General features: G+C 58.8%; 17 protein-coding genes. All 17 read right to left on the bottom strand.

The window, feature by feature from the left end:
• Positions 1 to 5 precede the first annotated feature (5 nt).
• The 17 genes from G5S37_RS21010 to G5S37_RS20930 all read right to left on the bottom strand — a co-directional run bounded on the left by G5S37_RS21010 (position 6) and on the right by G5S37_RS20930 (position 18,980).
• Complete coding sequence (locus G5S37_RS21010) at positions 6 to 839, bottom strand: hypothetical protein (RefSeq protein WP_165206404.1); 834 nt, start codon at positions 837 to 839, stop codon at positions 6 to 8.
• Between the two features lie 24 nt (positions 840 to 863).
• On the bottom strand, positions 864 to 1,658 hold the full coding sequence (locus G5S37_RS21005; protein WP_165206403.1) for a putative nucleotide-diphospho-sugar transferase: 795 nt from the start codon (positions 1,656 to 1,658) through the stop codon (positions 864 to 866).
• Between the two features lie 26 nt (positions 1,659 to 1,684).
• Positions 1,685 to 2,671 carry a glycosyltransferase family A protein gene (locus tag G5S37_RS21000; protein ID WP_165206402.1) on the bottom strand — a complete coding sequence of 329 codons (987 nt, stop codon included), beginning with the start codon at positions 2,669 to 2,671 and terminating at the stop codon, positions 1,685 to 1,687.
• A gap of 48 nt (positions 2,672 to 2,719) precedes the next feature.
• Positions 2,720 to 3,571, bottom strand: a complete 852-nt coding sequence (locus G5S37_RS20995) for an FkbM family methyltransferase (RefSeq protein ID WP_165206401.1) — start codon at positions 3,569 to 3,571, stop codon at positions 2,720 to 2,722.
• Positions 3,568 to 4,467 (bottom strand): glycosyltransferase family 9 protein, encoded by a 900-nt coding sequence (locus G5S37_RS20990; protein WP_165206400.1) that lies wholly within the window; start codon positions 4,465 to 4,467, stop codon positions 3,568 to 3,570. Before G5S37_RS20990 ends, G5S37_RS20995 begins: the two co-directional genes overlap by 4 nt.
• A complete protein-coding gene (locus G5S37_RS20985; protein ID WP_165206399.1) occupies positions 4,464 to 5,486 on the bottom strand; it encodes an FkbM family methyltransferase in 1,023 nt (340 codons plus the stop codon). Before G5S37_RS20985 ends, G5S37_RS20990 begins: the two co-directional genes overlap by 4 nt.
• Positions 5,487 to 5,544: 58 nt before the next feature.
• Positions 5,545 to 6,693 carry an acyltransferase gene (locus G5S37_RS20980; RefSeq protein WP_343229870.1) on the bottom strand — a complete coding sequence of 383 codons (1,149 nt, stop codon included), beginning with the start codon at positions 6,691 to 6,693 and terminating at the stop codon, positions 5,545 to 5,547.
• Between the two features lie 38 nt (positions 6,694 to 6,731).
• On the bottom strand, positions 6,732 to 9,176 hold the full coding sequence (locus G5S37_RS20975; protein ID WP_165206397.1) for a glycosyltransferase: 2,445 nt from the start codon (positions 9,174 to 9,176) through the stop codon (positions 6,732 to 6,734).
• Between the two features lie 31 nt (positions 9,177 to 9,207).
• Entirely contained in the window at positions 9,208 to 9,972 is a 765-nt protein-coding gene (locus tag G5S37_RS20970) for a methyltransferase domain-containing protein (RefSeq protein ID WP_165206396.1), read from the bottom strand.
• Positions 9,973 to 9,989: 17 nt separating this feature from the next.
• Complete coding sequence (locus tag G5S37_RS20965) at positions 9,990 to 10,790, bottom strand: FkbM family methyltransferase (protein WP_165206395.1); 801 nt, start codon at positions 10,788 to 10,790, stop codon at positions 9,990 to 9,992.
• A gap of 17 nt (positions 10,791 to 10,807) precedes the next feature.
• Entirely contained in the window at positions 10,808 to 12,055 is a 1,248-nt protein-coding gene (locus G5S37_RS20960; RefSeq protein ID WP_165206394.1) for a polysaccharide ABC transporter ATP-binding protein, read from the bottom strand.
• Positions 12,056 to 12,076: 21 nt separating this feature from the next.
• Complete coding sequence (locus G5S37_RS20955) at positions 12,077 to 12,847, bottom strand: FkbM family methyltransferase (RefSeq protein WP_165206393.1); 771 nt, start codon at positions 12,845 to 12,847, stop codon at positions 12,077 to 12,079.
• A 112-nt stretch (positions 12,848 to 12,959) separates the two neighbouring features.
• Positions 12,960 to 13,853, bottom strand: coding sequence for an ABC transporter permease (locus G5S37_RS20950; protein WP_165206392.1), 894 nt, complete (start codon positions 13,851 to 13,853; stop codon positions 12,960 to 12,962).
• A 43-nt stretch (positions 13,854 to 13,896) separates the two neighbouring features.
• Positions 13,897 to 15,048: a polysaccharide pyruvyl transferase family protein gene (locus G5S37_RS20945; RefSeq protein ID WP_276616974.1), complete on the bottom strand. Its 1,152-nt coding sequence runs from the start codon at positions 15,046 to 15,048 to the stop codon at positions 13,897 to 13,899.
• Between the two features lie 30 nt (positions 15,049 to 15,078).
• Entirely contained in the window at positions 15,079 to 16,401 is a 1,323-nt protein-coding gene (locus G5S37_RS20940; protein WP_165206390.1) for an ABC transporter ATP-binding protein, read from the bottom strand.
• A gap of 107 nt (positions 16,402 to 16,508) precedes the next feature.
• The gene (locus G5S37_RS20935) at positions 16,509 to 18,320 is read right to left on the bottom strand and encodes a glycosyltransferase (RefSeq protein ID WP_165206389.1); all 1,812 of its coding nucleotides are present in this window, start codon (positions 18,318 to 18,320) and stop codon (positions 16,509 to 16,511) included.
• A 90-nt stretch (positions 18,321 to 18,410) separates the two neighbouring features.
• The gene (locus G5S37_RS20930) at positions 18,411 to 18,980 is read right to left on the bottom strand and encodes a hypothetical protein (RefSeq protein WP_165206388.1); all 570 of its coding nucleotides are present in this window, start codon (positions 18,978 to 18,980) and stop codon (positions 18,411 to 18,413) included.
• Positions 18,981 to 19,007: the final 27 nt, after the last annotated feature.

Here is a 19,007-nt window from a genome sequence, read left to right as displayed (position 1 = left end):
CCGTCTTATCGAGGATGCATGATCAGGTAGCCTCGCGAGGCCCCGCGCACCTCGTTCAAGGCCGTCGAGAGGTCCGTAGGGGAAAGGGCGTTGCGCGTCACTTCAAGATAGCGGGACATGCTCTTGGGCGCATGAGGGACATAGTCGATCTCGTGCGAATCCTGAAACCGGCTCTGTAGAAGATTGCGCGTGCCCTCTCCGGGAGAATCCTTGGTTTCATGCAACTCCACCACGATGCGCGCATGGCGAAGAGCAGGGCATTTGACCGGGTCGACGAGGAAGATCTCTCCACCTTCGATGTCGCAGAAGAGCAGGCCCGTGTCCTTGGCGGGACCAAGGAGCTTCTCGAGCTCCGCAAACGTGCACAGCGAGTTGATACGAAGATTGGAAACGTGATTAAGGCGCGCGAGCCGCGCAAGCGCGCGCTTGGCGAAGGGATCGATGTCGAACGCGTGTACGACGCTGCTCGGCAGACGCGCCGCCAGAAGCACGGCGTAGTAACCTTCGGCAGCTCCCACATCCACGATGACCGAAGGAGGTGACTGCAGCAGCTTTTCCAGGAATGGATGCAATTCATCCTCATAGCTGCCGATCCACTTCGGAAAAATGGGACCACAAAAGCCAATCTCGTCCAGATAGGGCAGACCCTGAAAGGGGCCCGAAAGGACCGTGGGAGGACTTTCGCCGTACAAGAGCGGGCGCAGTTGCTCTTGAAACTTTCCGTACCGCTTCTTGCAGTGCTGGAGAAAGCGATAGGAACTCAGGAACTGATACACCCTCGGAAAAGCGGCCTTGGCCGCACCACGGCAGGTCTGGATGATGTTTTTGCGCCAGGTCACAGCAGCGGAAATGTGGAAAGTGAATCAGCGATGCGTCAGCCGCTTCCAGATGCCGCGAGGTCCGGCTGCTTGCGCACGCTTGACGAGAGTCCGGCTGCGGAACCAGAGCCAGTGCAGGAACAGGCGCATGTTCACGGGGCCGAAATAGACCGGCGGATGTCCGGTGTCGTGGCCGAGGAGCACAGCATATTCCTCCACGAAGGGATTGCGGTCATGGATGATCTTCGCGCGCGCGAAGCCGCCGAGCACCACGGGGTAGTTGGTGCGGAAATTGAACTCCGCCGGCAGGATGTAATGGCGCAGGTCCGAGTGAAACAAGGTGTGGCGGAAGGCAGGCTGGTCTGCGGGCCGCTTGTGCTGGAAGACGTTCAGATAATTTTCCTCCCATGCTTTGAAGAAAGCGAGAGTCCTCGGCTCCTTCCGGTACACCACCACGCCGGTGTTCAACGCGGGAAACGAATCTGGAAACTTCTCGAAGGCATACTCGTTGCGGTACACTTCATGGGCGATGGCCAGTTCGTATTTCTCGAGCGGCAGGAAGATGTCTTCACAGGGCTGGCACATCCATGTGTCCGAGTCGAGAAACAAGGTCTCGTCGTACGGCGTGGCCGCCATCGAACGAATCTTTCCGGGGCGGCCCATGTTCCCGCCCTCCACCGGGATGACCTGCTCAAAGAGTCCCGGCGGCGGCGTCTGATCCGTGAAGAGCGTCATGGGGAAGCCCGGCATCACCGCTTGCACGGACTTTGCAGATATCACCGCCTCAGCCAGGTACTTGGGCCCGGTGGCCACATAGATGATGCCTCGAGTTTTTGTCATGCAGTTCGGGTGACCTTCACTTGATTTCAGGCGGGCAGGTTCTTTTCAAGTCCTTCCCTGTATTGCCGGGAGTACTTCATGCGCAAGGGGATCGTCTTCAGCACGTTGAGCCACTGCCTGCCACTTCGGAGTGCGAACATGGCCGACGGCACCCCGGCTTCGGCCAGGTGGAAGAGTGCGGTGCCACCTTCGCTGCGTTGGCGCGCTTGTTGAAGCACGACGTCCATCGGCTCGCGCAAGTCCTGCGTCCAGCGCCTCGCCAGATCACGGGTGAAATGAAGCTGGCTCAAGTGGGCGAGCCGATGTCGCTGAATGCCCCCAGCGGTGCCGCTGCGGGGGCTTTGCTTCTTGCATACGAAGCGTCCAAACACAGCAAGCGGTTCCGGCTCGTACCTGCAGTCATCTTGAAAACTCACCGCCCGTCGAGGCTCGGAAAGTGATGCGTTGTACGGCTCTAGCGCAGAGAGATCGACCCCGCGATGCAGGCGCCAGAAATAGCTTAGGTTTCCAATGGTGTAGGTGAAGAAGGCCTCCAACACACGGTCACGATACGTGATGACACGCGACTGGCTTCCGTGGAGTGAACGCATGGGTTCATCCGGATTCGGGGTGAAGGCTCCATCCTCCTCGATGTCCACCATGAGAAAGTTGCGCGCCAGCACCGGCTCGCTGTTGGACTGGAGGCTCTTTACGTTTTCCTCGAGCAGGGTCGGATGGAAGAGGTTGTCGTCTTCGAGCACACAGGCGAACTCGGAGTCGGCGAACACTGGCTCAGGCGCGAAGGCCTGGCAGAGATTCAGCGCCGCGCCCAGGTTCTTAGGATTTGGCCGGCACTCGATGCGGGGATCCTGCATCTGTGCCACGACGTCCAGGGACTCCTGATCTGGAGAATCGTCGTACACTACTGCGCGCCAGTCAGTGTAGGTCTGGTTGCAAAGTCCTGTCAGCGCCCGACGCAGCAGTGCGGGGCGCTTGTAGGTGATGATGCGCACTTCTACCTTAGGCTGCGACATGGCAGTGGTATGACGGCACAGTTGGCAGACAGCGGTGCATTTCTACTCTCAGGCCGTACGGGCCTCGCCCTTTCGGTAGGCATAGATGCAGACATCCTGGAAATGGCCCCGGCGGAAGGGTCGCTGCAGCTTCCCTTCGATTTGATAGCCGAATCCCGAGGATTCCAGCAGGCTCAAAAAGGAGGTGAGCGTGTCCTGTTCAGGAATGATGTGATGGTGATACTCAATCGCCATCTGCTCGATGAACTGGATCTTTCCAGACTCCACGAGATCGATGAGCACGTCCTGCTCGCCTCCTTCGATGTCGAGCTTCATGAAGTCCACCGGACCGGTGATATACTCCGAGAGCTTTGTTGCCGACACCATCTGGCAGCGCTCGGAGGTGCGCTCCTTCATGCGGCTGGCGAGGAGCGAGCCGGGGCTTTCATCCTTGGTGTAGAAGGCGATCTCTCCCGTTTCATTGGCCAGGGCCTTGGCATGGGCGGTCACATCCGCGAGCTGGTTGCGCTGGATGGTTTCCTGCAGGCAGTGGAAGGCGGTGGGCTGGGGTTCGAAGGCGGTGATGCGTGCCTTCGGATAGAGCGACTTGAAGTAGAGGACGGACATCCCGATGTTGCTGCCGCAGTCGAGAATGACGGGATCTTCACGATGCGCTTTGAAGTAGTAGCTCTGGCGCATGAAGATCTCATAGAACAGATACTTCAGCGTCTCCACGGTGCAGTAGCTGACTTCTTTGCCTGCCAGACGAGCCGTCTTGCGAGACTTGTCCACCCAGCCCAACGTGAACAGATGCACGTACTCCTTGCACATCTCGCGGCGGAGTTCGGCAGGGAAGGGGAACGCCCAGATGGTCCCGAGTGCGCGCTTGAGTTCGATGGGTTGTCGCAGGAAACGGATCATGAGGCGGTTTCTAGAGTCTGCTTGATGGCGTCCCGAACCATGGCCGGGGTGATTTGCCGGAGGCACTTCTTGTCATACGGGCAGTCGACTCGCAGCCAGCATGGGGCACACGGGACGGTCGAATCAAACTGCCGGGCAAGAGGATAGGGATAGGTCCCTTCATAGCCGCCGATGATGACGACCGATGGCACCTTGTAGGCATGAGCCACGTGCATGCCACCAGACGGAGGTCCGACAAACACCGCAGCCTCCTGAATGCAGGCGGCGAATTGGGGCATGGTGGTCTTTCCCACGAGCGATTGGAAACGAGGATGCACAGGCGGCTGGTCAAACACGGTCTCAGTGCCGACCTCCACCACTGCCACGCCCGGATCCAGCAGCTCAATCATTTGCTTCCAGTGCTCCTTGGGCCACTGCTTGTTCGGAGTCCACGCGCTTGCCACCGTCTGGATCACGACTGCTGGCGTGTCTTTCGGAAACGATGAAGGCAACTCCTCCGGAGGTCGGCGGGGTAGCGTGGTCGTATGCTCGCTCACCCGCAGGCCCAGCTGCAAGGCCATCTGTTCGATGATGGAAAACCGGTGACGCTGCAGATACATCAGCCCGATGCCCCCTGGAAGCACGCCCTCCTTTTGGTACGGCACAATCGTCAGGCCCTCCGTGGAAGCCGGCATGACGGACGTGTGCCGCGCATGAAAAGTGATCTTGCACGAGGGTGCTTTGCGCGCCGCAGCCTGAACTACAGAGAGCGCCATCAACTCGTCACCGAGACCACCCGCCACGGACCAGACGTCCAAAGAGGCGCGCCGCCAGGGGGGCATCTTCAGACGCAGCGCCCAGCTTAGTTCAGTACGCCGGCGCCGGGTGAGCGTGCGGATTTTTGAAAGCAGGGTCATCCCACCAAATGCTCTTCTGGCAACCGCGCACCACGTGACGTCACGGTTTCATACGAAGCGGGAAGGGCGAGCAGATTGGCGTACTCGCGCCTCAGGTTTCGCTCCTCGGAGGGCATGGGCACAAGGACAAGTCCCAGTCTCTGGTAGTCGGAAGGAAGCTTGGAGGTCTGCATCAGGCATCTCACTCCATCTTTCTCAAAGGCCCATGCCGGCAGATAAAGTTGATAGCCCAGCCCCTCAAGCAAACGAAGAGGCTCGAGACTCTCCACCGAATTTGCCGACCAGCTTTCCATGATGACCACGGGCTTCGCGCGCTTGAGCACTTCTTGTGCTCCCTTCAATACAGCGGCCTCATGACCTTCCACATCGAGTTTGATGACCGTTGGATCTGGCAGGTCCATCGAATCCGCGGTCATCACCTTCACGCGTTCGCCTGAAGCACTGTCATCGAGTGACGCCAGTCCGCTGTGAATACCATCCGGTACCGCCATACACGAGGTGCCATTCACATCACCGAGGGCGACTTGGTGACAATGCACACGTTTGCTCAGACCTGCTTGTTCCACCACGGATGCCAGGTCGCGGAACGTTGCAGGCGTGGGCTCGAACGCCTGCACTTCGCCAGTGAACTCGGGTCGTGCGCAGGCATACAGCGGGAAGTATCCCCAGTTGCTGCCAATGTCCCACAAGACACCGGTGTCTTGAAGAAAGGCATCCAGCAGCACTGAGGTTTCCGGTTCGTAGCCTTCGGCGAACTTCGGCAGGTAGATGGCGTGGAACTGGGTGTTCCTCGCATCGAATTGTATCTCAATCGACTTGTCGCCGGGCAGGTAGTCGAACGATCCAAGCGCCGGACGACGATGCATCGCTAGCGTCGCCGCATAAACCCGGCGCAGAACAAAGTCCATTGCAATGCCAAGATGGGAACGGCGCCTGCGATGGTAGACGTACTGGTAGAACTTTGCCAGCGCGGGCAGGCGTTTGGAACGGAAACACAACCTGACCGGGTTGGTCAGCATCTGTGGTTGTGATGTTGTGTGTTGGTGCAAGTGGTGGGTAGGACTTGGCAATGAATCCCTAGCCGCTCCGCCGGGCATAGGCCTTGAGCACCCGGGATTGTCGCCATTGATTGATGGGGAGATCAATGAGACGAAGCATGACCCAGCTCAGTCCGCATGAAATGGTCATGGTGGTCAGCATGTAAACGAAAGGGTTTTGAAACGCGCCGCCAAAGAGGGCGTTGATCCAGGGAGCAAGCAGCGCCGTTTTGACCGTAATGTGCACCAAATATACGGGGTATGACAACTCTCCCACGGAGCGGTCCCATTTCGACCGTACGCTCCATTGAAAAAGAACGGGAATCGCAAGTGCTGCGAGTCCGTAAAGCAATATTTGGCTCAGCGTATGGCTCAAAGCTGCCAGCGGAGTATAGAACACCATCGACAGCCCAAGAGCGGCAACAATGCCAATGCGTACCCCGTTCAGACCAGTCGAAGGAGTAAACGTCCTTACCTTATCGTACACGCGGTAAGAAAGAATCCCGAGGACGAAGTAGCCGAATTGCATCGGAAACCAAAAACTACCCGCGACCGAGGCGAAGGAAGGGGACGTCAGCCTGGGCAGTGCCATGAGAAGCAGTGCGCTTCCGAGGATGACAAGAGCAAGACCCCAACTGCGCAAGCGAGTCAGAAACGGAGCCGCGACGTAAAAGCACAACTCGCATGAGATGCTCCATGCATGCGCCAGGGGCAGCGGCCTCCAGCCGCGAATGAATCCCTCCATCTTGCCGGCATAGAGTGAGGGGATGAGATCCGGAGAGAGGGAGAAGAGAAAGAAGCAGTCCACTCCGAATCCGGAAAGCTGCGCAGTGATGTATGCCGTCAGCAGGCCCAGATGCCCCTCATGAAATAGTCTGCGGAGATCCGTCAGCCAGTGACCCTCGGGAAGGGAACCAAACCCGAGAAGGATAAAGGCGAGGGCCACTTCCGCCAGGATCGCCATCCACAGCTGCGGAAGGATGCGCAGTGCGCGGTTGGAATAGAAGAGCCACAGGCGGCCAGGGTGACCGGCACGATATTTTTCCGCCAGGATCATGGCCATGTAGAAGCCTGACACCGCGAAGAAGAGTCTCACCGCCACCTCACCATGAATCACGGTAAGCGTACCGGGAGGTATGGTGTGTGCCACCACCACCAGGAGGGCGAGCAGCAATCGGAAGTGACCCATCGTTGACGGAGTACTCTTACTCGATATCCCGCAGTAGCTCAGGCACTGCGCCCAAGAGAACCTGCAGGCTTGCCCAACATTTCACAGATGTCCGCCGTGAAGTTTTCGTGAATCACATCCGGACAGAAATCGCCCTCGGCATATTCACGACTCTTGTGGACACAGAAGTGCCAGAAGTCCTCGTGCTTCAGACGCTCCAGCGCGTCCTGTATCTTCGCGGGCTCCAGGGAGTCAAGCCACAGCGGCCAGTCGACTCTCTGCGCCCACTTGCCCACCGTTGTATTCGCAGGCGCGGCAATCAGGATGGGCAGACCGAGGTGAGAGTACTCCAGCAGCTTGCTGGGGAAGCTTGTCAGGGAAAGCTCCTCCGCTGCGGTATCAAAACTGTAATGTACGAGCAGGCAGGTGGAGTTTGCTGCGGCCCACTTGATGCCATCCGGAGGATTTTCCGGGATGGCGCGCAACTCCAATACGTCGCGATAGTCGCCCAGTTCCTGCTCCAGCGATGCGAGTCTCTTCTCTTGAGTGATGATCACGAGACGACCATTGGACTCTCGCATTTCGGACATCAGGGCGCGGAAGACATCGTGGTTCGAGGACTTCAGACCACCGGCGAAGGTGATGGTCGTGCTTTCGCTAAACTCCTCCCGCCACTGGGGTGGTGGCACCTGGATGCGGCCCGGAATGGGGGGCAGGATGCGGCAGAGAGCAGGGTCAAGATCGGGCACGCGTCGCAGGTATTCCTCCTGCAGTTCTTCGCAAACAAACCACAGCACGGAAGCACGCTTCAGCGTGCCACGCGTATCCGCCTGCATCTTCCTTCGTTCTTGAGGGGACTCGGCCCACAACTCACGAAGATCGTAGACGATGACGCCCGTGGGGATGCGCAGCTTGTTTGCCAGCCGGGACCAGAGTGAGAGGCTACTCCCATTGAAGGCCATGAGGATGCCATTTGGCCTGGCGCGGAGGATGGTCATGACGCCGTCCAGGACGATGAGAAATCTCCTGAGCGCGATGGTCCACGGGAGCCGGTAGAACATCGGAGGCCAGAACCATCTGCGCCGCGGGATCAGGTACACGGCATCGAAGTCGGACTTCCCAAAGAACTTGTGCTTCACGCGCTCGCGATGCAGTTCCTGCGTCAGGAGGCTGGTGGGAATGCCTGAGGCATTCAATCGTTTGGCGTGACGCAGCAGACACAGATGCCCTCCCCCTCCATCCTGGAAGTCGGTGGATATCAGCAGCAAGTGCGTGGCTTTCCGGACACTGGATCCGGAAGGAGAAGCTTGGTCTTCCGCGCTGTTCGTTGCCACTTCCGCTTTTGTTTGCGAAGGAGCGTTGATGGTTCTGCGTGCAGCATGCGTCGGGACTCTGTCCGTATGCAGGCGCACGGGAGGCCATGAAGGATTGAAGATGCCCAGCCATTCCTCAAAGATGGATGAGGCTGGGCGAGACCAGTCCGAGCCAATGCCGAAGCCCGTGACCATGCGGCGGAAGAGAATGCCGGGCGAGACCCGCCAGGCATCGATGCACCACTGGAGTGCACGCTTTCGATGATTGATGATGTTTGCCCGTGTCAGGTTGGTGCACATTTCCGCCTGCAAGGTGCGCGGACGAAGCAATAGCTTTCGCCAATCATGCACTTCTTTCCAACTGACAGGGATGGGGGATTTTGGGTCATCCAGTACCCTTCTCAGCGCTTCCCTGAAGTGCCACGCTTCTTGCAGGGAGAATTTCTTGGACGCCTGGGTGGGGTGCACGCGCCAGGTGGCTTTGGTATTCCCGACCCAGATGACGTCCGTGGCCAGACTCGCTCTCAAAGACCACTCGGCATCTCCGAGGAATGCCAGGTCGGTCGGAAACATGCCCGTGCGTTTCAATAGACTGCGGCGGAACAGCAGGCCCGTCACACTCCCCACGCCCCAGGAAAAGCTGGCCAGCATGAGGAACATCGATTCCTTCGAAATCCGGGTCCGGCCTTCGCTCAGGTGGGCATCGAGAAACCGGTGTATCTCCCGCTGGCTTCCCGAAATGGCATTGCCCTCCTCGTCAATCCAACCGACGGGGCAGAGTGCGAGGTCCGCATTGGGATTCTCATCCAGGGCGCGCGAAAGCTTTTCAAGGCAATCCGCATCCATGGTGTCGTCCGCCGTGGCGATGTAGATGTACTCGCCAGTGGCGCGCTTGAGACAATCATTCCAGCCCGCATACAAACCCTCCACCGGTATCCGATGAAGGTGCACTCGTGAATCGCCGGCAAAGGATTCGAGATACTCCCAGGTCCCGTCTTCCGAGTGACTGTCACAGGCAACAAGCTCCCAGTCAGTGACCGTTTGCTTGAGGATGCTTTGAATCCGCTCGCTGAGAAAGCTCCGTGCATTGCGCGTCGGCAGGATCACAGAGATCCGCGGCGTGGTGGACGGATGCTTCGAGTTGGTGACCGAAGTTGTGTGAAGACCCGGCATTACGGGAGACTCGACCATGAGCAGTTACCTTTCGCCGGTGCGGCTCTTATCAGGGATGCTTCTCTTGCACCGGGGGCAGGCTGGTCGTGAGCTGGTCATTCGTCAGCGGAGTTCTTGAGGCAATGAAGATGGCGCGGGTGAGCGGCGCCGTGTGCAACTCCGGACGGGTCCAGTCCGTGGGAAACTCCGGATGATTCGGCTGGGTCACCGGCACGTACACGTAGGGGAAGGACTTCTTCAGTTGCTCAAAGAGCCAGGGCCGCGTCGGCCTGCAGCCGGATCCCGACGTCGCCTGCGTGGGGTCTGCAAGGTTTTCGGGAACGAGGTTGATCTCCAGTTTGTCGCCGAACGAAACGCAGGTTTCCAGAAGGAGCATGCCGCGCGTCAGCTTGGCCAGATACTCAAGCGTGGCCTCGGGATTTCCCAGGTGATACAGGGTTCCGTAGCAGTGGGTGATGTCGAAGGTTTCATTGTCCAGTTCCGGTCCTGGGGCTTCGAGGTCGTGCTTGCGAATGTCTGCGTCAGGGAAGCGGTATCGCAGGAGGGCAAGATTGTCTTCGCGCGGCTCCGTGATCGTAATCTGGCAGCCGCGATCGCGGTAGTAGCGCGAGTGATCTCCAATGCCGGCGCCGACTTCCAGCACGCGCTGCCCACGAACGGGCAACCGCAGACTCGCCAGGTGCTCAAGGCGGCATCCGGTATGACGCAGATAGAAAAACGCGTGGAAAAAGTTCCTCGGATCGGAGGACTCCGTGACCCGCAGGCCAAACTTGGGCGCCACGCGCTTCGCTACTTTCAAGAAGAGAGATTTCATGGTGTGGGTTGTGGGTCTTATCGAGATGGGAGATCGAGGGGGACAAGAATGAAGTTTTCCTGCCTGAGTTGGCAGAGCATGCGCAGGTGTTCAGCCTCCTGAATGGGCAGGATGTTATCGAGGTCGAACACGCGATAGCCGCGTTCGGAGGCAAAGGTCAGCAGGTCCTCGACGGCCACGCCATAGGCGCCCAGGTTTGCCGGGGTCCACTCCAGGATGATCGTCGGGCGGCATTGCTTGAGCAGTGCCTCAGCACCCTGGAGCACCAGGCATTCAGCGCCCTCCACATCGATCTTGATGAGAGACACATCGGGACGTCCAAACTCCGCCCAGATATCGTCGAGCGGGCTCGTCTCGACGGAGATGGTACGGCTCATGTCCACCCGGCCGGTGTTCTTCATGCCTTCGAAGGCGCTGTTGCCGGAATCGGCGAGGACGAAGTCCACCTTGCCCTTGGTATTGCTCACGGCCTTCGACACCACATTCCATCTGTCCCGGAAAGCCGAGGCCTCGCGGGTTTTGCTCAGGTACGGAAATGAGTTCGGCGAAGGCTCGATGGAAACCGCCTTCACTTTGGGATTGTTTGCCAGCACGGGCACGGACATGAGCCCGAGATTCGCTCCGATGTCGAAGAACCAGGTGTCCGACTTTGCCAAGTGCTGCATGCGCTGCGCCACAACGCGCTCAAACACGCCCTCCCTCCGGACGCGCCGGAAGAGAATGCTGCTCGGAGGGCTGAATATCTTCGCTCCAAAGTAGGGGAAGTATCCTTTCACCCGGAGGCGAAGGATGGCGATGTAATCCTTGATTCGTTGCATGAGGCTTGAGGCGCGGGCTATTGACCCTGGTGGACTTCGAAGTCCAGGTTCACCAGGCCGCGGTGTTCCACGGGGTAGGGGACGAAGTTGCTGACGGAGTCTTCGAGCACGGTGACTTCCACCAGACCCATGACGCTATGCCGTGTCATGTCTGCCACGACATAGAGCCCGACCTTGTAGGTCCCCGGCACGAGGGGGACGGACTTGATGTCAAAGGTGAGGTGGTAACTGCCCTCGGAGAGCTTCGTGGGAATGGTTCCATCCATACGCGGATCCACCACGGCGATGCGTGTGCCTTTGAGATCCAGGATGATCAGCGCGCAATCCGTGAGCCGGGTCGCGCGATTGGATTCCAGCGTCACGTCAATCTTCACCGACTTCCCCTGGCGCACCTGGCTGGGTGCTGCCTCGAACTTCGTGAGGGTGATCTCGTGAGAAAAGGCCAGGGGAAGGTTCGTGCCACTATCCCTGTCGCTCGCGGCAAGATAGCGTGAGATTTCCCCAGAGACATCATGGCTGTGAGCCGCGAGCTTCCCACCGGACAAGCGGATCACCGTATTGCACAGGGCCTCCACCGCTCCGAGGTTGTGGCTTACGAAGAGCACCGTGCGCCCTGTCTTTGCGACGGCATCCATGCGGTCGATACAGCGCTTCTGGAAGTCCGCGTCACCTACGGCCAGCACTTCATCCACTACGAGCACATCCGGTTCAAGGTGGGCGGCTACTGAGAAGGCCAGCCGCACGTACATGCCGGAGCTGTACCGCTTGACCGGGGTATCGAGGAACTTCTCCACTCCGGCGAAGGCCGCGATCTCATCGAACTTCGCAGCCACCTCGGCGTGCGTCATGCCGAGTATGGCTCCATTCAGGAAGATGTTCTCCCTTCCGGTCAGTTCCGGGTGAAAGCCGGTGCCGACTTCCAGCAGGCTGGCGAGGCGGCCTCTGACCTTGGCGACACCCTCAGTGGGGGTGGTGATGCGCGAGAGAATCTTGAGCAAGGTGCTTTTGCCCGCGCCATTGCGCCCCAGGATGCCGACGATCTCGCCTTGCTTGACCTCGAAGTTCACATCATTCAGCGCCCAGAGATCGATGTCCGTGATGGCGGTCTTGTTGTGATTTTGGCTCCCGATCTTGGTATAGGGATCCGGCTTTCCTCGAACCCGGTGCCACCAGCGGTTGGCATCATGCACCAGAGTGCCGGTGCTGACTTCTCCGAGCCTGTAACACTTGGACAGGCGCTCTACTCGAATAACGGGACGACTCACAATGAAACTTGGGGCACGACGTTATCTGGCCGGTTGGCTGGCGCCAGACACTCTCGAATTCAGTTGTTTCTCCCAGCCGTCCAGCGGACGACCAGCGTGGGGGAAAAGGGCGTTGTTCAACCAGAGACCGTTGGACTGCAGCAGTCGGCCATCGTCGGCATGCGCGGACTCATAGAATCGATAGAGCCAGAAGCCATGCTGGCGGAGCAGGTCATCCACTTCGGAGAAGCTGCACTGTCCCTCGTAATATTTCAGGAACAGCACTTCCGCGAACACTGCGCCCACGTGAGGCAGCATCTTCGGGCTTCCCTTCAGCACCGCGAGCTCACATCCCTGCACGTCGAGTTTGAGGAGGTCGATCGTGGTGATGCTTTTGCTGGCGCAATAGTCATCCATGGATGACGCGGTCACTTCTATTTCCCGGCAGGTATTTAGATAGGTGCGCTCTTTCAGGTCCGCGCTGGAATCCAGGAATGACGAGGTCTCGCTGAAGGAATTGACGTGGAACACACGCTTGCCGGAGGATTGGTCGAGCGCGAGGCATTCCACCGTGACGTGTGGATTGCCCTCATGTCGTTTCCTCGCAGCGTCCGCCACCTCGGGAATGGGTTCGAAGGCACGCACACTGGCGCCGGGGAAATTCTCCACAAACACACTGGTGGTCAGTCCATTGTTGGCCCCCACATCAAAGAGAAGGTTTAGGTTCCTGCCTTGGGCCATTCGTTTCAGATCGTCGATCCAGGCGACACGCTTCGGCTCACGCTTCTTGAGCGTTGAAAGGCAGCGTCGCATGGTACGCCATGCTGGCCGCAGGATGTTTTTGATGACCGGTGGGAGAGAGCTCACCAGAGGGTCGGGATCGAAAGGAATGAAATTTGCACCGTCCGCTGATACGCGGAGGGCACTACACCGTGTCCATGAAGGTCTTCTCCACGCGATTGAAGATCAGGACGCCGAGAGCGAGGGTAATGACGGTGAAGATGGTGCTGTAGCCAAGCGCCGGCCACGAGAAGGTACCTGCACCCAGATACACGGCGCGGAAGGCTTCCACGATGGAGGTCATGGGATTGAGCTCAAGCCACGCGCGGTACTTCTCACTCACGCTCGAAAGCGGATACACCACGGGCGTGGCATACATGGCGAGCTGGATGCCGAACGTGACGAGGAAGGAAAGGTCGCGATACTTGGTCGTGAGCGATGAAACGATGATGCCAAATCCGAGACCGAGGCTGGCCATCAGCAAGATAAGCAGCGGGGTCATGCCCACGATGGCGAGCCAGTTCGGGTGCAGGGGAGTGCCCTTGGCCAAATACCAGAACAGCATGCCCAGCAGCAGCGCGAACTGGATGCCGAACTGGATGAGTGTGGAGATGACGATGGAGAGTGGTGTGACCAGCCGCGGGAAGTACACCTTGCCAAAGATATTGGCATTGGCGGTGAAGGTGGTGGAGGTCTTCGTCACGCAGGTGGAGAAGTAGTTCCACGGCGTGGTGCCGGCGAGGTAGAAGAGGAGCGGCGGCAGCCCGTCCGTCGACAACTGCGCCACACCGCTGAAGATGACGGTGAAGGTCAGCGTGGTGAGCAGCGGCTGGATGAGGAACCACAGCGGTCCCAGGATCGTCTGCTTGTACTGCGCTACAAAGTCGCGGCGAACAAACATCCGTACCAGGTCGCGGTAGCGCCACAGGTCCTCCAGGTGCAGTTCAAACCAGCCCGATCGCGGGCGGATTTCGAGATCCCAATCTTCTTCGTCAGCGGATGCCTGTACGGACGGCGGGGTAGTGGACAGATCGGACATTCAGGGTCGGAGAAAACGGAACGTGCCAGAGTCTGGCACGTGATCAAGCAGCCACGCGTGATGGCATGGCGCTGGGAGCACTGAGGCGGCCCACGTAGGGCGCAATCTTTGGCGCAAGGAAATCCCGATAGTGCGCCCAGGAGTCGGCTTTGTGACGACGGAGTTTGGAGGCGCGATCGAGGAGACCAGCGGCTGTCGCAGTGATTTCATCGATGGCCTCTTTCACACGGCTGAGGTCATTCGATGACGTCAGAACATGGGCCTGGAATCCCTGCACGGTGTCTGCGCGGCCATCGTGAGCAATCAAAATGCCGGGTACGCCCACGCTGGCGGCTGCGCCGATTCCATGCACGCGGGGACCAATCACTAGATCATACGAGCGGTACAGGTCCAGGTAGCGTGCTGCATCATAGTCATAACGCACCGCGCATTCCGGAAACAGACGCTGAGCTTCCGGCAGCTCGTCGATGTAGTGGCACATGATTTCCACCTCGCAATGCGCGCTGAATTCCTCAATGATCCCCTTGTAGAGATGGTTGATGAACTTGGCGGCGCGGGGGGAGATCCGCTGCCACTTCAAGCCCTGATCGGAACCATGAATCAGGCAGATGCGTTTCATGCCGGTGATGGTGCGTTCCTCGCCGGGCTTCGCGGCAAAGAGGGACGGGCAGGGGAGTTGCACGGAGCCGAAGGATGAGAAGAGTTGCTGGGTGAAGGAATCTCGCGCCGTCATCGCAATGGCCCGGCTTGCCACGCGGGCGCACACCGGCTGCAACGAGTCGATGGTCCTCGGGGCGCCGCTTCCTATTCCGATGTAAGCTGTTGGAATGGAGTGACGATCCAGCATCTCGTATATTTTCGTCAGGCGCCTTCCAGTCCATTCCGGGGTTCCTGCGAACACAAAGAGATCGCAGAGTTCCGGATCCATATCGAACTTCCAGGAGTTATCGTGATGCCCCACGCGCAGCCAGGGGACGAGCATGTCCAGGAGCTTTCCGGAAGTTTGCTTGAGGTTGCGCAGCGGGTTTTGCCATGCGTTCGGAGGGGTAATGTCCGGGTGGCGGTTGAAGATGATCGGATTGAAGTCCGCGCCGATTGAGCGGAACAGATTCAAAATACCCAATAGGATGATCTCATCGCCAGGGTTCCATTGGCGAGTGGTACTGAAGAGGAGGTTTTTGCGGGTTTGAACCATGAGCCAATGGGGGGAACAGAGAGAGCCTGTTCAGCTGGGGGTTGGGGGAGGAGCGTGTTCGGATTGGCTATGCCACTGAAAGATGGGCGCCATGACCCCGGGCCTGCGCCCGCGCCAGCGTGGTGAATCACTGAGTCCGCCTTGTATCTCCAGGTTGACCGACGGGTTTCCGAAGCCCGGCTTGTGGATCCACTCGAGCGGTGTGCCTGAGGCAAGTTCTACAGTATAACGACCCGCATTTAAATAGCGAGGTGGCAGCCTCATTATGAGCTTTAATTCATTATCTAAGCGCGGCCAGGTATCAGGTGCCGTATCGCCAAAAAAGGATTGAAACACCACCGTGCCATCTTCCGTAGAAACAACCACGCCCAAATGGGAAATGCTCTCCGGAGCGCAGGACTGGCATTCGATCTGAATGTTAACCGGTTGTGTATTGGGCACAGGCAGCCTCAATAGAGAGCCGTCATCTGCGGTGAGCGCCAGACGTCGGGGCTGCAAGAGAGCGCGTTCATCGCGTGGTTCTTGCGATAGCCATTCGGTTTCCCCAGTGGAGCAGATGCTTTTGCGGAGGTATTCCTGTACCACGGCGGTTGCGTCTGTGGAGTCCTGCAATACCCGGCCTTTCTCAAACCAGATGGCTCGATTGCACAGTCGTCTCACGGAGTCCATGCCGTGCGTCACAAACAAAACGGTCCGCCCATGTTCGGCAACGGATTGCATTTTGCCCAGGCACTTCTTCTGGAACTCTGCATCTCCTACTGCCAGGACTTCGTCGACGATCAGGATATCCGCATCCAGATGTGCTGCCACGGCGAAGGCCAGTTTCACATACATACCGCTGGAGTAGCGCTTTACCGGTGTGCGGAGAAAGGGCTCAATGCCGGAAAATGCCACAATCTCATCGAGTCTTCCTCGTGTCTCCCTGGTGGTCATGCCCATCATTGCGCCGTTGAGAAAGATATTCTCCTCCCCGGTTAGTTCCGGGTGAAACCCAGTGCCCACTTCGAGAAGGGAGGCGATGCGGCCTTTGACATTGGCTTTCCCCGAGCTGGGAGCAGTGACGCGGGAGAGGATTTTCAGAAGGGTGCTCTTGCCAGCGCCATTCCCCCCGATGATGCCCACCACATCTCCACGCGCGACATCAAAGGACACGTCCTGCAGTGCTTGCACTTTGCCCGTACGACCATCTCCCCGTGTTTGTGTATGTCCACCCACCTTCTCATAGGGGTCAGGGTGGCCAAGCAGGCGGTGCATCCATCGATTCACGTCATGCACCAACGTTCCCGTGCTGATCTGCCCAAGGTTGTACTGCTTGCTCAGCTCGCGGACGGAAAGCACGATGTTGCCAGCCATGAAGTCGATTCCGTAGTGGGATACACAATGCACTCAGCATCAGCCGTGCCACAGGCGATGCACTGGTGCATGCGCCAAAGCGTTATGGATATAACTAGGCATTTTGCTTAGATAGTCGTGCAATGGCGATAAGCAGTTATGTGCCCACGCTGGCTGGCAAGGTATTTGCGCACCAGGGCCCCGAGCTTGTGGCGGGCTGTGCGCAGCAACATTCCCAACGTGGTGACCATTCCGAGATGCTTGAGCGCAAGCCTCCAGCGATCGCGTTCAAATGCCGGGTCCCCCAAGCTGCTTCTTCCACCACTCTCATATTCTGCTACGGTGACAGGGAGGTGGATTTTTGGCAGGGCGTGCGTGCCGTAGCAGCGCAGGTTGAACTCCCAATCAGCGCAGGCGGGATAGCGGAGGTCGTAGTGACCCAATAGTTCGAAGACCTGCCGACCGTAGAAAATCGCCTGGTGGCAGATGTTGTACCAGCACAGCTTGGAGGCGGTGAAGGGACCGTCATAGATCTTCCCGCTCCAGAGTACATTGCCGTAGTAGAGTGATCGAGTGTCTGGGGAAAGGTGGCGCTGCATCTCCCTGAGAGATCCGGGCAGGAGGTGATCGCCCGCACCGAGAAAGTACAGCCAGTCACCATGGGACTGCTGGATGCCCTTGTTCATCGCGTCATAGATGCCGGTGTCCGGCTCAGCGATGAGGCGCAGGCAGTTGGGCGGGGCTACCTGGAAATCGGTGACCACGGAAGCTGTCTTGGCACAACGGCTCCCATCCACGATGACAATCTCCACCCCGGGAGCTTCATGCAGACGAAGGGACCGGAGCGTGCCAGCGAGTTTCGCGGCCGCATCGTATACGGGAATGATGATGCTGAGCCACGGTGTTCTCCCAGAGGTGGCTGGGGTGTTTTGCGCTGCGAGCTGTGGGGAGGGCGATTTCTGGTGCGTCGCGCGAAGGTGGAGGGCGTGCGAGCCTTTTCGCAGGAAGGCAAGCGTTGCCAGCTTGAGCAGGCCTTTTGTCACGCCCACCTCTTTGTAGGCTGTGCGGGCCTCGCTGAAAGCGGCGCGTGCGTTCGAGTCCCAAAGGCAGTGATAGGCGAGCTTGTAGCGGAGGTCGCCCACCTTCTTTCTCCAGTGTTTCGCATCCGCTGAGCTGCGATGGCTCTCAATCAGTTGCCCTACCGCTAGATGATCGCTCAAGCTTTTGCGCACAGTGGATTCGGAGCTCAATGAGAAGCCGCCGTCGTCCTCATGCTTGGTCCACAGTGGCTGCCGGAGAAAGACATGCTTCAGACGTTGTTTTGTCAGCAGCCGGGCAAGCAGACGAAGGTCATCAGCCACGTGGGTGTCAGGCTCCCATCCGGCGCCAAGCGCTTTACGGCGATAAACCAGCGCACTGTTGGATGCGGCGCCATTGGAGAATAGGAGGAACTCCACGGCCGTGTCATGGTCGACCGGTATCACATCCTCCGTGCCGCTGGATTCCAGAAGCCTGGCCAGGTGTTTGTGTGCTCGGAGATAGTTCCGAAAAGAGTGCCGTCCCTTCTGACGAAAGTTCACCCACGCGACGTCTGCCTGATGTGTTTCAAGGGCATCGATTGCCATCTGCAGAAACGTCTCGTCCCAAGCGTCGTCATGGTCGAGCGAGACGACATAGTCGCTGGTGCAGGAGCGAAGCCCCAGATTGCGGGCATTCGCTGCGCCGGCGTTGGCCTGTTGTAGTACGGTGACCGAGGGGAAACTGCCCGCCACCTCTGCGGAATGATCCCCAGAGCCGTCATCCACCACCAGGATTTGCGCGGGTTTCAGCGTCTGCCGCAGCGCACTGGAGATGGCGCGTGGCAGCACGTCTGGCCGGCGGTAGGTGGGAATGATCACGGAGACAGAGGCGCGCGGTGCATTGCCGTCTTTCGTCTTCATGCTGCCGCCACCGGTCGCTGATTCAGCGCCGCTGGCAGGGGAGTGGAGGATGTTGGCCTGCATCACCATCCGGTGAGGCAAGAGAGAGGATCAGAGGAAACGCGACAGCAACTTGCTGCCGAGGATGCCATCCACACGCTTGTGAAAAGTCTGCGCGGCCTTCAGCCGGCGCTTGAGTTCGGTCATCTGCTCGCGGGTGAACTTGGCGGGAGTACTGTCGCCATTGGAGGAAGATGAAGAGGCGGCGGCGGCGCTGGCGCTCGCATCGGCAGTGGTGGTCACCAGTGTCCGCTCGATCTGCACACCTGCAGAGCGCAGTTTCTTCCGCACGCCTGGCATGATGCCTTTGCGCAGGAGAATCGAGAAATCCGTTTGGGCGACGTAAAAGTCACGCCGGTCTCCTTCCACATTGATGAGGAGGACCGCCTGCCATGCTTCGAGCTGGCGCAGTGTGATGCTGGCACTGGCCTTGCTCACCTTCAGTTCGTCCGCCACTTGTTCCAGCGAGAGCGGTTCGGGGGTGAGATAGAGCAATGCATACACCCTGCCGATCATGCGACCCAGGCCAAAGGCATGCGTACTGTTGCCTCCTGCCTCGATGAAGTGACGTCGCTCAGACTCCCACGAACGTGGAGGAGAGGCGGGTGCAGGGGGCTTCATTGTTTAGCGAAATCTAAACGCTCCGGC

Origin of the sequence: Roseimicrobium sp. ORNL1 (genome assembly GCF_011044495.1) — a bacterium.
In the GTDB taxonomy this organism is placed as follows: Bacteria; Verrucomicrobiota; Verrucomicrobiia; order Verrucomicrobiales; family Verrucomicrobiaceae; genus Roseimicrobium.
Note: the sequence above shows the minus strand (reverse complement) of the source record. Positions and strands in the feature narration are given on the sequence as shown.